We start from the raw sequence: 13,374 nt of genomic DNA, 5'->3' as shown, positions 1-13,374 counted from the left end.
ATGCCATCCCCCATCACAGTCGAACGGCAGCGCGGACGCTGGGACATGCCCATCGTCCTCGCAGTCGCCTGCCTGCTGCGGCTCTACGTCGTCTGGAGCGTCCTCACGCAGCAGCCGCGCGGCTGGCTCTTCGGCCGCGGCCTGGAGATGGGCTGGCTTGCCGAGGCCCTCCTCAAAGGCCAGGGCCTCAGCAATCCCTTCGGCCCCCCCACCGGCCCCACCGCCTTCATCGCTCCGGGCTATCCCTTGCTGGTAGCCGCAGTCTTCAAGCTCTTCGGCGTCTACACCCAGACCTCAGAAGCCGTCCTGCTGCTCCTCCACACCGCCGCGAACGTTCTTACCGTCGCGCTCATCATGGTCCTCGCGAAGAGGCTCGCCGGCCGTACCGCAGCGCTCCTCGCGGGTCTCTTCTGGGCCTGCTCGATCCCGCTGCTCTGGATGCCCAGCATCTTCTGGGAGACCTCCATCTCCATCGCCCTGCTGATGCTGCTCTTCGTGCTCACGCTGAATGCCAGCCAATCCCCTTCGAAGAAAGCATGGATCGGCCTCGGCGCATTCTCCGCCGTCCTCGCGCTCATCAACCCCGCGCTGCTGCTGACCATCGTCGCCGTGCTCGCGTGGCTCGCCATCGTCACGTGGAAGCCCTTCCCGAGCCATCGCTCCGGCCTCGCACTCTCGCTGCTCACCTTCGCCATCGTCTTCTCGCCCTGGCCCATCCGCAATGCACGCGTCTTCCACGCCTTCATCCCGTTGCGCACCACCGTCGGCTTCGAGCTCTGGATGGGCAACCTTCCCTCCTCCCACGGTTACCTCAACGAGACCGTCTTCCCCAGCTACAACCAGCAGGAGCTCGACGACTACAAGCGCATGGGCGAGATCGCTTACACCAACAACAAGTCGCGCCTCGCAAAGCAGGAGATCCTCGCCAACCCCGCAGCCTTCGCCTCGATGACAGCCCGCCGCTTCGTACGCTTCTGGAGCGGCAACGGCAACTCGCAGGGCTCACCGCTCTACGTGCTCCACGCCACCCTCACCACGCTGCTCGGCCTCGCCGGACTCAGCCTGCTCCTGCGCAAGCGTCGCTACGCCCTGGTCGCACTCTTCGCGATCCCCTTGATCCTCTTCCCCGCGCCCTACTACATCACCCACGCGGAGTTCCGCTACCGCCTCGAGATCGACCCCCTCCTCACCGTGCTCTCAGGCGTCGCCCTCGCAGCCATCTTCACCTCGCGCAAGGAGCCCGATGCCTCAGCCTGACGCGATCGGCAACATCGAATCGCCCCACGCAGCGAAGCCAAAAGAACCAACGGCGCTCCCGCTCCCTGCCTCGCTCCGCCGCTTCTGGATCGCCACCACCGCGATCTTCGCGCTCACGTACATCACAGCGCAGATCCGCTACTGGATGGGCCTCCGCTATAACCCCTTCACCCAATACCCGTTCAGCGACCTCTACGAGTACATCGCGACCTTCCACTACGTGCACACGGCGGCGTTCTTCCATCCGCCGGATGCACCCGCAGTCGCCTACCCGCCCTTCGGCGCCGTGCTCTATCGCCTCTGCTATCTCACGCCACATCCGCTCGCCTTCTACATCCTCGTCGCGGGTACATGGCTCGCAGCCGGCGTCTGGATGCTTCGTCGCGCCATGATGCAGCGCGGCATCAGTACGATGACCGCAACGCTCTTCCCGCTCTCCATCGCAGCCTTGTCCTTCCCCATCCCCGCGCTGCTGGAACGCGGCAACATCGAGCTATTCCTTTGGATCTTCGCCTCGCTCGGCGTCGTCGCCTTCGTCCGCGGACGCAACAACCTCGCAGCGGTTCTCTGGGCCCTCGCTGCCGCCACCAAGCTTTATCCCGTGCTCTTCTTCGCGCTCTTCCTCGCACGAAGGAAGTACGGTGCCTTCGCGCTCGCCATCGCGGCGTTCATCGCAGCCTCATGGCTCGCGATGTTCTGGCTCGGCCCCAGCGTCTCGCTGGCGTTTCACGGCTCGCTGCACAACATCTTTGGCTTCCAGGGCACCCGCGGCAACGAGTTCAACCTGCATGAGCTCTCCGCCAATCATTCACTCTTCCAGTACGCGAAGATCCTCGCCATCATCCTCGGCATCGACTCAGGCAGGCTCACCCCTTATTACTACGCGCTCTTCGCCGTGATCTTCGCCGTGATGTTCTTCCGCAAGATCGTCCATCGTCCGGTCGAAAACCAGGTCCTCGCGATCACCAGCTTCATGATCATGCTTCCCCCGGTCGCATACTTCTACTCCATCGTGGAGCTCTTCCCCGCATTCTCTCTGCTCGTGCTCGCAGCGCTCGATGCGGAGCGCGCCCACCTGAAGCTCAAGGGCTTTGAAGGCACCCTGCGGCTCTTCCTCCCGCTCTTCGCATCCTTCGTCTTCCTTACCTATCCCACGATCTTCGTCTATGGCGGTCTCATCCAGGGCGCGCTCTTGCTGGTTCTCTTCGCGCGCAGCACGGAGGGCCCACTCGGAGTCGCTCCGGCCATCACCACCTGAAAGCCACGAAGACACTCGCTCCAAAATGAAAAGCCCCGCCGGAGCGGGGCTAACCTCATGTGAGAAACCTGATGTCCTCCAGCGCGTTCGCGCTGAACGGCCTACTGGATCGCGAGCGTGTCGCCGAGGTTGATGCCGTTGTCATCGATGTGACCTGCCGGCAGCTCAACCACACTCTTGATCTTCATATTGACCGAAGTGATGCGGAAGGGCACGATGCGCTTCCACAGTTTGATCACCTGCAGATTCTTGTCGAGACCCACGACATCGATGGTGAACATCATGCCGAGAGTGTGAATGCCAGAGGAAGGCTTGATCCAGAGGCCTCCTCCGGCCTTGAGACCGCGGCGTCCAAGCAGACCCCAGAACCTGGTCAATGACGTGTCCGCGACCTCAACATGATCGGCGACCACGGCACCATTCTTCTGGTTGACTACCTTGACGACGCGCATCTTTGACTGAACTCCAGAAGGGTTGGGTTACGCAGACTTCTTACGACGAACGACGATGAAACCGAGAACGACAGCGGCCAGAACACCAGCAGCCACGCGAACGAGCAGAGACGTATCCATAAATGATGCCTCCTTTCTGGAGTAGCTTCGGAGTCGCTAAACCAAATCCAATCAGCCCAACGAGGCAATCATCCCCGACGCAGACAGCGGCTTCAATCACACAAAAGTGCTGCTCCTGGCACACTCCGGGGACAGAACACGACAGTCCGGAGCCCATCGCATCCACCTTCGAGGTGGAACCCAAATCGCCAATAGGGGCAAGCATTTGCGAAGGCAAAACAAAACGCGCGGTGGAGGAGCATCTCTCACCGCGCGTTCATATTCCGGGACCGCCGTTACTTTGGTTCTAGTTGCTCATCTTCGTCAGGCCATCCATGATGGACAACACCGCCGGAGCCAGCAGCACGATGAAGATACAGGGGAAGATGCACAGCACCAGCGGGAAGATGATCTTGATCTTCGTCTTCGCTGCCGCTTCTTCCGCATGCTGACGCCGCTTCATGCGTAGCTCTTCGGAGAAGCGCCCCAGCGCTTTGCCGATCGGCGTACCGAAGCGGTCCGTCTGCACCAGCATCGCGACGAACGAGGCGAACTCTTCGATCTGGGTCCGCTGCGCCAGGCTCTCCCAGGCCTCCAGGCGTGGCTTGCCTGCACGCTGCTCGAGGTGGACCTGCGTGAACTCCTCGTTGATGTCCGGGTAGCTCACCGCAAGCTCTTCGCCGACGCGAAGCAGCGCCTGGTCAATACCCAGACCCGCATCCACGCAGATCACCAGCATGTCCATCGCATCCGGTAGGCTTCTGCGGATTCGCATCTTGCGCTTGTTCACCATGCGCGACAGATACATGTCCGGCCCCATGAAGCCGAGAATCGCAAGTGCGAACGCCCAGAAGAACGTGTTGTCTCGAATAAAGCTGCCCGCAAAGAGTCCGACGAGCGGACAGCCAAGTTGCACAGTAAAGAAGACGTCAGCTGTGCCCGAACTGCGCATGCCCGCAGCCATCAGCCGTGTCTTCAGCTTTCGGTTCTCGGTGAGCCCGAGCTTTGCTCGAAGGCCGCGGGCAATCTCCAGCAGCACCTCGGTGAACTTCTCTTTGCTCCGCACCATCCGCTCATCAGGGCGCGTGCTCGTCACCACGTCCATGATGCGCTGCGCCTCCGGTGAGGGCTTTACCAGCACCGGCACCAGCAGCAGCGCCGCCATGCAGAAGGCGGTGAATCCGATACAGATGAAGAACACCATCTGGCTCATGGCTAGATCTCAATCCCGTTGATGATGCTGCGAATGATGAGACCACCAATCACAAGCAAGCCAACGCCTAGGTAGATCAGATAATTTCCGATGGTGGTATTGAACAGCACGGTCGAATAACCCGGATCCACCACGTTGATCAGCAGCAGCAACACAACAGGCAGTCCGGTCAGAATCCACCCCGTCATGCGGCCTTGTGCCGTATGCACTCGAATCTCGCCCTGGATGCGTACGCGCTCACGGATCACATGCACGATGCGGTCCAGGATCTCCGCCAGGTTTCCGCCCGTATCCTTCTGCACCAGCACGCCCGTCACGAACACGCGAAGGTCCTGCGACGGTACGCGATCCAGCATCTGCATCATCGCTTCACGCAACGGCAGGCCAAGATTCTGCTTCTTGTAGACCTCGTCGAACTCACCCTTCACCGGCTCGAGCGCCTGCGCTGCAACAACGCCAAGCGCCGCAGGAAGGGAATGTCCAGCGCGCAGCGAGCGTGCCATCATATCGATCGCATCAGCCAGCACGCTGTTGAACTTGTTGAGCCGTCTCTTGCGCCGGAACCCCAGCACCGAAAACGGGATGAACATCGAGCCAAAGCCCGCCACAATGGCGATCCACAGCACATGCACGAAGATGTCGGCGAGAAGCGCAGCGACGACTCCCAGTCCCAGGCTCGCCACCATCACATTCCCGACAGTGATCGTGCTGTCCGCCTGCAGGATCAGCATCTGCAGCTGACGATGCAGGGATGACGTATCGATCAGATCTTCAAGCCAGCCGAACGGCCCTTGCTCCTCAACCTTCAGATATTGGCGAAGATCCTCGCTGATCGAAGCGGTCTCTTCACCGGGGTTCGCGGCCTTCACCTGCACGACGCGCCGATCGAGCTTCTTCTCTTCCCGGCTCGGCCGCATCACGAACATGACGATCCCAAAGGTGAGGAGCGCCATGAACACTGCCGAAATGACCACCAGAACCATCGCGCTAGATCTCCTGCACGTGGTCGCGCATGGATTGCGGCAGTTCAATACCGCAGGCGACAAGCTTCTCTGCAAACTTCGGCATGATGCCCGTGGACTTGAAACGTCCGCGAACCTTGCCATTGGCCCCAAGGCCCTGCTTCTCGAACACAAACAGGTCAGTCATGGCGACGACATCTTCAAACGCGCCTGCGATCTCCGTGATGTGCGTAATGCGGCGGCTGCCATCGGCCTGGCGAGACACCTGGATAATCAGGTGCACAGCGGACGCGATCTGCGCCTTGATGGCCTTCTCCGGAAGCCGGATGTCGCCCATCATCGACATCGTCTCCATACGCGCAATCGCGTCGCGTGGAGTGTTCGAGTGGATCGTCGTGATCGAGCCGTCATGGCCAGTGTTCATGGCCTGCAGCATGTCCATGCACTCTTCACCACGGATTTCGCCAAGCACAATGCGGTCGGGACGCATACGAAGCGCGTTGATCACCAGTTCGCGCTGCCGGATCGCGCCTGAGCCTTCCACATTCGGCGGGCGCGTCTCCAGCCGCACCACGTGTTCCTGCTTCAGCGCAAGTTCGGCCGAGTCCTCAATCGTGACCACGCGCTCGTCTTCGCTGATGAAGCTCGACAACGCATTCAACAGCGTTGTCTTACCGGATCCGGTACCACCCGAGATCACGATGTTCAATCTTGCCTTCACCGCGCCGCGCAACAGCTCCATCATGGGCTGCGTCAGCATCGTATTGCGCAACAGATCCGGCCACTCCAGCGCCTTGTTGCCAAAGCGGCGGATCGACATACACGGCCCATCGATCGCCAGCGGCGGGATAATCACGTTCACGCGCGAGCCATCGGCAAGACGAGCATCCACCATCGGGGACGACTCATCGATGCGCCGGCCAACGGCCGACACAATCTTGTCGATCACGTGCATCAGGTGCTTGTTATCGCGGAAGGTGATCGACGTCTTTTCGAGCATGCCGCGACGTTCCACGTAGACCTTGCTCGCCGTGTTCACGAGAATATCGCTGATGGTTGGATCCTTCAGCAGTTGCTCCAGCGGCCCCAGTCCAAAGACCTCATCGACCACTTCCTGCGCAAGACGATCGCGCTCCATGCCGCTCAGGGGGATTCCCTGCTCGACCAGCAATTGCTGAATCAGCGAGAACAGCTGCGCCTGCCCGCTGCGCGTCGCAGTCACCTCGGCAAGCTTGTCCAGGTCCATCCGCTTGATGAGTTCCTGGTGCACAGCAATCTTGATCTGTTGCTGCACGGCCTCTGGCACGCCCCGCTGCTGGGGGCGTACGCCCGCCCCAGGGGGCGGCTGTTGCGAACGATCCGAATAGCTTGAGGCGGTACTCATGGGTCAGGTCCCTTTTCGATCTCCTACGTTTGGCCGCTTGCGTTCCGGCGAAGGCACGTTTCCCGCTACTTGCCAAACATGGCAAATATCGACTCTTTCTTCTTGACCGTGGTGGTCGCTGTCGGCAGGTTCTGCGAGCTCCCCACCAACGTCGCCGACCAGCGAACGAACTGCTGCGTAAAATCACCCTTGCGCGATGGAGGAATCGGATCGCCAAGGTTTACCGCCCGCACCAGGTCCATGTAAGCATTCGGCAGCTTGATCGCCACTGGCAGACGAATCGCCTTTTCAATCTGTTCGACGTTCACCGCGTACCGCGAAGAGAAACGATTGATCACAACGCTGATCTTGTCGGTCGTGAAGTCATGCTGAATCAGCGAATCCACGTAGCGCGAAAGATCGCGCACGGCACCAATCTCCGGCGTCGCAACAATGTACGTGCAGGCCGAAGCCTCAATCATCGACATCGTGATGTCATCGAGGTCCGTCTCGCAATCGAGAATCACGTAGTCATACTCGCTACGCAGGAAATCCAGCGTCTTGCGGACGCTGTCCGCTTCAATCGGACGTCCACCACCGCACACATCCGGGGAAGAGAGTACCTCAAGGCCACTGGCGTGCCGCGCCACATATCCACGGAGCAGCTCGCTGTCGAGGCGATCCACGTTTCTCACCACCTCGTGGAAGTGATACCGCGTGCCGTCCAATCCGAGATACACACAAACGTGGCCGAGCTCATCGTGCGTATCGATCAGCAGCGTCTTCTTGCCCTGGCACTGACCGAGATACATGGCGAGGTGCACCGCCAGAGTCGTCGTGCCGACGCCACCCTTCGCACCAAAGAACGAAATCACCGTCCCCTTCGGCTCTTCAACCGCCTCATGCACAACAAACATGCCTTCCATCTGATCGAGTGTGTCGGCCAGACCGGAAGGATTGAAGGGCTTGGGGAGAAACTCATTGCAGCCGGCGCGCATCGCCATCAGCAGCAACTCGGGCGCGCGGTCCGCGGCAAGAGCAACCACCAGGATCCGCGGAAATAACTGGCGCAGAAACTTGATGCTCTCCAGGGCCTGCTCAGGATCGTGATCGAAGTCCACCAGTGCAATCAGGCCGCTGGCGGCCTTCAGCTCCGGAGAGATGTACGGCCGGCGCTGCGACGAGATGTAGCCCTCAAAGTTTGCTGTGACGATGAGCCAGGGCTTGCGCTCCACAGCTTCCACGAACTGCTCGGCCGCACGCGGTTCCGCGCAAATCGTGATAACTCCTGCTGTAAAGACTTCTGTCATGATCTAGCTCCTGGTCGCTCTTACTGCTGCTTCTTCTCGTACTTCGGCAGCTCGTTGTCAAACTTGTCCTTCTTGATGAACGGCACAACCATCGCGGGAGTCGCAGGCCCTTCCTCAGCGGCCTTCGCTTCGGCGATCGGATCGATCAAGGTCGGCGTAACAATCACGATGAGCTCGCCAACCGAATGGTTCAGGCTCTTCGACTTGAACAGCTCACCCAGGATCGGCACGCTTGCCACACCCGGCGTGTGCTCCATGACGTCCGTGATGCGCTGGTCTAACAGGCCGGAGATCGCGAAGCTCTGTCCGCTCTCCAGCACAAGCTCCGTATCAGCCTTGCGTGTCGAGATGGCGGGCACCGTGTAACCGGCGATCGTCACAGCGTTCGAGTAATCAAGCGCGCTCACCTCAGGGTTCACCTTCAGGTCGATCGTGCCGTCCGGGTTTACCTTCGGTGTGAAGTCGAGCTTCACGCCATAGGGCTGGAACTGCAGCGTGACCGAAGCCGCGCCGCCGCTGCTCGCCTGCACCACCGGGAAGGGAAACTGACCGCCGGCGAGGAAGCTTGCCTTCTGGCCGCTCATCGATGTGATCGTAGGCTCGGCAAGAATCTGCGCAATGTTCTGCGTCGCCAGATCTTCCAGCGTCACACCCACATTCAGCTTCGAGCTGTAGAGGCTGAAGTTCAACGGGTTGCCGATGGTCGTCGTCGTGCCACCACCCGTCATGCTCGACGAGTACTGGTTTGTGCTCGTCGACGCGATGTTCTTGCCACCCACGCTGAAGAAGTTGAAGCCGAACTGCGCAAGCTTGGAGCGATCCACCTCAACGATGCGCACCTTCAGACGAACCTGTTTCACACGCGAGGAGTTCACCACCAGCGAGTTCGTTACGTTCTTCGTGAACTGGGCCGAAAGCTTGCCCGCATTGATCGCATCGTCCTCGGTGCCAACGTAGCCGGTCAGTACGACGCGGTCTTCACTGCCTTCCACATGAATCGCGTCCTGCGGAAAGCCCACCGTAAGTGCGCCCTGCAGGCTGTCAACCTTCATGTCGGAGGAGATCAGATAGGCCTGCGTCTGTCCCGTCTCGTCCCACACCAGCACCGTGCTCGAGCCAGGCTTCAGTGCCGTCACCACGATCTGGTTGGGATTCGCCGTATAGCTGTTCAACACCGAAGGATCGGTCACGTAGACGCGAGTGAGCCGGCGGCGCGTGTCGATGAAGATCGTGCGCCCCACCGTCACATGCATCGCCTTCTCGGAGGCCTCGGTGTTGTTGAAGTTGCCGGTCATCTCGCTCGCCATCGGTGCGGAGACCAGGGGAGCCATCGCTGGCTGCACCGGGGGAACCGGCACAGGCGCGGGGGCAGCCGCCACGGCGCGAGGTGCTGCAGGTTGTGCCGCTGACCCACCCGCCATCGGATGGGCCCCGTGTCCTGCCAGCACCACAGCGCCCTGATTTGCCGCAGGAACAGCAGGCATGGGATTCACAGCAGCCGTTACAGCAACAGGTTCGGTTCCCTCTGTCGCAGCAGCCACCGGAGACGGCGGTGCGAGATTGCCCAGCACATCATTCGTCATCGAGGTGCGCGGCGACAACACCGACGTCGTTGTGTCGTTCGAAGCCAGCGTGGCCGGCGCGGGGGCCACTGCTGGAGCCGATACCTTCGCACGAACAGGAACCGTCGTTGCTGCGGCAGTCGCTGTGCGCGGCGTTCCATGCGTGTTCGATGTCGTATCGCGCAGTGCCGCCATCTGCCGCATCAGCGCGGCAACTGCAGCCTGGCCGGCTGCCTGGTCGGGCGCCGGTGCCGTGCTCGTTGCGGCAGCGGTCTGCGGTTGCGGTGCCATCTGCGAGCTCGTAGAAGTCGTACCCGCTGTCTTGGGCATCGGAAGAACGAGGCGATGGGGCTGCGCCGTCGAAGTCGCGTCAGCCGGTGTCGTTGTTTGTGCTGCAGCCGAAGCTGCCAGCACGCTGCAAAGCGCCGCGCCGAGCATCGTCTTGCGTTCGATCGTGATCATTCGCGGGCTCACTGGAATTTCTCCGTCGTCGTCGTGCTGCCGTTTACCGTCTGCACCACGTAGGGTTGACGTGCAATCACCGCAGCCTGGACAGGCCGAGGCGCCACACGGACCGGCTCACGGCGCTCAGGCTTCGGTGCGCCCGGCTTTACTTCGGCTGACATCTCGTGATCGTTTCCGTTGCGGAGAATGAAGTGCACCGAGCCTTCCGCAGTCGCCAGAACCACCTTTTGAGCCTGGTCCGGCGTCACCATCAAAGTCACAACGCTGGCGGAAACCGCCTTGCCCGTTCCGTCCGGGGTCGTATTCTGCCCCGCCGTCAGCACCTGCACATCCTGCAGAACAACCTGTGTCACCGGATCGATGGAACCCGCCGGATGCAACGTCACCAACACATCCACTCGCGTTCCCGGAAGCAGGAAGCCTGCGACACCAACGACATCATCCGAGCGCAAAGACAGAGCGCGCATGCCATCAGGGATCTTTGCCGAGAGGCCAATGCCAGCGCCCGGTGCAGACATCTGCTGATCGAGCAACGGCTGCCCGGCAGGAAGCGGAAAGAGCAGCGAGCGCCCGATCAGGTCCTTGGCGTTCGTGTGCGCACCTTCGAGGGGCGTACCCATCGGCCAGTCGACCGTCGTCAGGTCAGAGGCTGTAAGCACCTCACCGGCATCCAGGGCTTTGGCCGTCGCCATGTACAGCAGCTTGGGCGTAACAGCTTCGTGGGGCTTCGCAAACTTTCTGCTAAGCCAAAAGGTGAAGACGCCCGATACCAGCAGGGCCATCACCAGCGCGGTCATGAGTCGGCGGGCCTGCATGATTACCTCTGGACTCCGTGGAGATACAGCGTGACAACAGCGCCTGCCGCGATGGCAAGGCCGTAGGGGAGACGCAACGTCGCTGTGTTCCGGACGTTCAACTCGGGGTGCGGCTTCAGTCCAACCTCACCGTGATGCTTGGTGATCGTCGATACATTGAAGAGCGTCTCCTTCAGCTTGCCGCGCAGCAGGGCAAGTCCAACGCCCATCAGTCCGCCGGTGATCGCCGTAAGGATCAGCAGGTAGGTAATGTTGCTCAGGCCGGCAATCGTGCCAACCGCGAGGATCAGCTTCACGTCGCCTGCGCCCATGCCACCGGCGATGTAGAACAGCAGGAAGATCACGCCGCAGATCAGGCCTGCAGCAAGCGCCGTTCCGGCCCCGCGCCAGCCATCCAGCACACCGTGCAGCACCAGCCCGAACAGCAGGGCCGGTCCCGTCAGCACATTCGGGATGCGGCGAGTCCGTACATCGCAGGCCGCGCCGATGACGGCGAAGAGCGATGCTGCGACCGGATACAGAAGCTGTTTCTCGACAATCGTCATGGGAGTTTTCCTGTTTCATTGGCGGTGCGCCTTTCGCTGGCGTCCCGTCGATTTTGTTTGTCCGTCGCGCCGGTCGTATCTCCGCCGGTGGCTGCTCTCGGAATCTGGTCTGCGTGAGCAGAACTCAGCACCCTCTTCGTCGTGCGATCAGAGTGCTCAGTTCTCTCCGCCCTGGGGCCCTGCCGATCGTTCATCGGCCGTCCGGAGGCCTTATTGCGCCGGGTGGTTTGTCTTGCTGTCTGCGCCCGCCAGCCTTGCATTGCGGGGTTGGGTCTCGAGGTTGAAGCTGTTGCCCTGGCTGGCATCCGGAGACGGGTGAAGTCCCTGGATGCCAACCCGAGCAGCAAACTACACGGCGCTGGTCAGCTGGCTGCCAACGTTGCTGAAGGCATTGCTGATCTTGCCGGCGAGGGTGGACATGGCGGCGACGGCGGCGAGGCCGATCAGGCCAGCTACCAGGGCGTACTCGATCAGATCCTGGCCAGACTCTTCGGTCATCAGGTTGAGCATGAAGTTCTTCATCGGTGTTCTCCTTGGGGAAACTTGGGGTTTGGGGGTGATGGCGACATCTACTGCGGGTGCGACGAGCCCTCTTACTGGAACCGAGACTAGAGGTGACCTCCGGAACTCTCAATCACCGCTTCGGGTTACTCACCCAGAGCGTTTAGGGCAAGCCAGACGAGCGGTTTCGTAACCTACACATCGGTTACCAACGTCGTCTCGATGAGCTCAACAGCAGCGCTCTCCGCTCTCAAGTACCCTGTACCGCACGCCCCGAAGGCAACTTTCCCTCCGGAAACATCTCTGTTTGCTTCAGATTCCAATCTGGAACGATTGCCGGTGTCGAATCCTTTTCGCATGGACCAAACGGGGGATTTCGCAGAAGAACCGTCCTGCGTTGTAGACCAGCAACCGCCCTTCGGCACCTCGGTGCCGTTACCAATGAGTTTCCCCGGCAGGATTTAAGTCACAGATTCCCTCAACTTCGAGCCGCGATGGCCGGTACCGTTACCTCCTGACGCGACGTATCACGCACCCCACCTCATGAACGCAGCAGCGCTGTATTTCCTGGAGGCACCCGCTTCGGCGGCCCGCCCCGGCCAGCTACAATCCACCTTGTCCCGCTCGAGAGGTCCTGTGCGACTCTGGTTTGCCCCCGGAAGCGATGTCCCGCTCTACCAGCAGCTCACCACCCAGGTCGAGCTCGCGATCCTCGCCGGCGACCTCAAAGCCGGCGACCGCCTCCCGTCCACCCGCGAGCTCGCGCGCCGCTACGCCATCCATCCCAACACCGTCAGCGCCGGGTACCGCCAGCTGGAACGCACCGGCTGGACCGAGCACCGGCGCGGTGGAGGAGTCTACGTCCGTCCCCAGACCGACCGCCCTTCAACCCCGAAGCAGCAGCTCGACCACGCCATCGCCCACGTCTTCCGGCTCGCGCGAGATCTGGACGTTCCGTTCTCCGAGGTGCGCGGCCGCGTCGCCGAGTGGCTCGCTGCCCCGCCACCCAGCCACTTCCTGCTCATCGACCCCGACCCCGCCGCCGTGAGGATTCTCCAGGCTGAGATCGCCGCGGTCACCCGGTTTCCCGTCATCAGCTGCACCGCCGCCGACCTCGACGAGAACGCTGCCCAGCACCTCACCGGCGCCGTCCCGCTCTGCCGCCCCAGCCAGGAACGCGCCGTGCGCGCCGCGCTACCCTCCGGCATCGAGCTCCACACCCTCCAGATCACCTCTGCCCGCGGCTGGCTCGAACCCCGCCTCGGACAGGCCGCCGGCTACCTGATCGCCGTCGTCTCTCACTGGCCCACCTTCCGGGATACGGCCCGAACCATGCTCACCTCGGCCGGCCTTAGCGAAGATCAGCTCCTCTTCCGCGACTCTACGGTCCGGGGGTGGCACCGTGGCCTCGACCAGGCTGCCGGCATCCTCTGCGACGCCCCCACCGCCGCCCTGCCGCAACTCCCGGCCGGCCCGCTCCACATCATCTTCCCCCTCATCGCCGACCCCAGTCTCGACTTCCTCCGCACCCATGGCGAGCCGGTGACTTCCGAGAGATAGACTCCGTCATCC

Annotated in this window: 12 protein-coding genes; 3 read left to right on the top strand and 9 right to left on the bottom strand. The window is 61.6% G+C overall.

Annotation, left to right across the window (positions count from 1 at the left end; translation table 11 throughout):
• Both C4S68_RS08140 and C4S68_RS08135 read left to right on the top strand, forming a co-directional pair.
• A complete protein-coding gene (locus C4S68_RS08140) occupies window positions 1-1,257 on the top strand; it encodes an ArnT family glycosyltransferase (protein WP_103932550.1) in 1,257 nt (418 codons plus the stop codon).
• Window positions 1,244-2,515 (top strand): glycosyltransferase family 87 protein, encoded by a 1,272-nt coding sequence (locus tag C4S68_RS08135; protein WP_103932549.1) that lies wholly within the window; start codon window positions 1,244-1,246, stop codon window positions 2,513-2,515. The genes C4S68_RS08140 and C4S68_RS08135 overlap by 14 nt, the downstream gene beginning before the upstream one ends.
• 101 nt (window positions 2,516-2,616) lie before the next feature.
• Here the strand turns inward: C4S68_RS08135 and C4S68_RS08130 are convergent, their stop codons facing one another.
• The 9 genes from C4S68_RS08130 to C4S68_RS08090 form a co-directional block, all read right to left on the bottom strand.
• Window positions 2,617-2,967, bottom strand: a complete 351-nt coding sequence (locus C4S68_RS08130; RefSeq protein ID WP_103932548.1) for a DUF192 domain-containing protein — start codon at window positions 2,965-2,967, stop codon at window positions 2,617-2,619.
• A 406-nt stretch (window positions 2,968-3,373) separates the two neighbouring features.
• Window positions 3,374-4,279: a type II secretion system F family protein gene (locus C4S68_RS08125; protein WP_235011450.1), complete on the bottom strand. Its 906-nt coding sequence runs from the start codon at window positions 4,277-4,279 to the stop codon at window positions 3,374-3,376.
• A 2-nt stretch (window positions 4,280-4,281) separates the two neighbouring features.
• A complete protein-coding gene (locus tag C4S68_RS08120) occupies window positions 4,282-5,262 on the bottom strand; it encodes a type II secretion system F family protein (RefSeq protein ID WP_103932547.1) in 981 nt (326 codons plus the stop codon).
• Window positions 5,263-5,266: 4 nt separating this feature from the next.
• Complete coding sequence (locus tag C4S68_RS08115; protein ID WP_103932546.1) at window positions 5,267-6,625, bottom strand: CpaF family protein; 1,359 nt, start codon at window positions 6,623-6,625, stop codon at window positions 5,267-5,269.
• Between the two features lie 65 nt (window positions 6,626-6,690).
• The gene (locus C4S68_RS08110; protein ID WP_103932545.1) at window positions 6,691-7,914 is read right to left on the bottom strand and encodes an AAA family ATPase; all 1,224 of its coding nucleotides are present in this window, start codon (window positions 7,912-7,914) and stop codon (window positions 6,691-6,693) included.
• Window positions 7,915-7,934: 20 nt separating this feature from the next.
• Entirely contained in the window at window positions 7,935-9,938 is a 2,004-nt protein-coding gene (locus tag C4S68_RS08105; RefSeq protein WP_103932544.1) for a type II and III secretion system protein family protein, read from the bottom strand.
• Between the two features lie 8 nt (window positions 9,939-9,946).
• Window positions 9,947-10,756, bottom strand: coding sequence for a Flp pilus assembly protein CpaB (cpaB, locus tag C4S68_RS08100; protein WP_103932543.1), 810 nt, complete (start codon window positions 10,754-10,756; stop codon window positions 9,947-9,949).
• 2 nt (window positions 10,757-10,758) lie between these two features.
• Entirely contained in the window at window positions 10,759-11,301 is a 543-nt protein-coding gene (locus C4S68_RS08095) for an A24 family peptidase (protein ID WP_103932542.1), read from the bottom strand.
• Between the two features lie 348 nt (window positions 11,302-11,649).
• A complete protein-coding gene (locus C4S68_RS08090; RefSeq protein ID WP_103932541.1) occupies window positions 11,650-11,823 on the bottom strand; it encodes a Flp family type IVb pilin in 174 nt (57 codons plus the stop codon).
• A gap of 615 nt (window positions 11,824-12,438) precedes the next feature.
• Here C4S68_RS08090 and C4S68_RS08085 point away from each other — a divergent pair.
• Window positions 12,439-13,362, top strand: coding sequence for a GntR family transcriptional regulator (locus C4S68_RS08085; protein ID WP_160115060.1), 924 nt, complete (start codon window positions 12,439-12,441; stop codon window positions 13,360-13,362).
• Window positions 13,363-13,374: the final 12 nt, after the last annotated feature.

This window comes from Bryocella elongata (genome assembly GCF_900108185.1).
Lineage (GTDB): Bacteria > Acidobacteriota > Terriglobia > Terriglobales > Acidobacteriaceae > Granulicella > Granulicella elongata.
The sequence above is the reverse complement of the archived record's forward strand: the minus strand, read 5'-3'. Positions and strand labels throughout refer to the sequence as shown.

Coding starts and splice junctions, on each gene's coding strand:
- C4S68_RS08140 (WP_103932550.1), top strand. CDS start 1: ATGCCATCCCCCATCACAGTCGAACGGCAGCGCGGACGCTGGGACATG.
- C4S68_RS08135 (WP_103932549.1), top strand. CDS start 1,244: ATGCCTCAGCCTGACGCGATCGGCAACATCGAATCGCCCCACGCAGCG.
- C4S68_RS08130 (WP_103932548.1), bottom strand. CDS start 2,967: ATGCGCGTCGTCAAGGTAGTCAACCAGAAGAATGGTGCCGTGGTCGCC.
- C4S68_RS08125 (WP_235011450.1), bottom strand. CDS start 4,279: ATGAGCCAGATGGTGTTCTTCATCTGTATCGGATTCACCGCCTTCTGC.
- C4S68_RS08120 (WP_103932547.1), bottom strand. CDS start 5,262: ATGGTTCTGGTGGTCATTTCGGCAGTGTTCATGGCGCTCCTCACCTTT.
- C4S68_RS08115 (WP_103932546.1), bottom strand. CDS start 6,625: ATGAGTACCGCCTCAAGCTATTCGGATCGTTCGCAACAGCCGCCCCCT.
- C4S68_RS08110 (WP_103932545.1), bottom strand. CDS start 7,914: ATGACAGAAGTCTTTACAGCAGGAGTTATCACGATTTGCGCGGAACCG.
- C4S68_RS08105 (WP_103932544.1), bottom strand. CDS start 9,938: ATGATCACGATCGAACGCAAGACGATGCTCGGCGCGGCGCTTTGCAGC.
- cpaB (WP_103932543.1), bottom strand. CDS start 10,756: ATGCAGGCCCGCCGACTCATGACCGCGCTGGTGATGGCCCTGCTGGTA.
- C4S68_RS08095 (WP_103932542.1), bottom strand. CDS start 11,301: ATGACGATTGTCGAGAAACAGCTTCTGTATCCGGTCGCAGCATCGCTC.
- C4S68_RS08090 (WP_103932541.1), bottom strand. CDS start 11,823: ATGAAGAACTTCATGCTCAACCTGATGACCGAAGAGTCTGGCCAGGAT.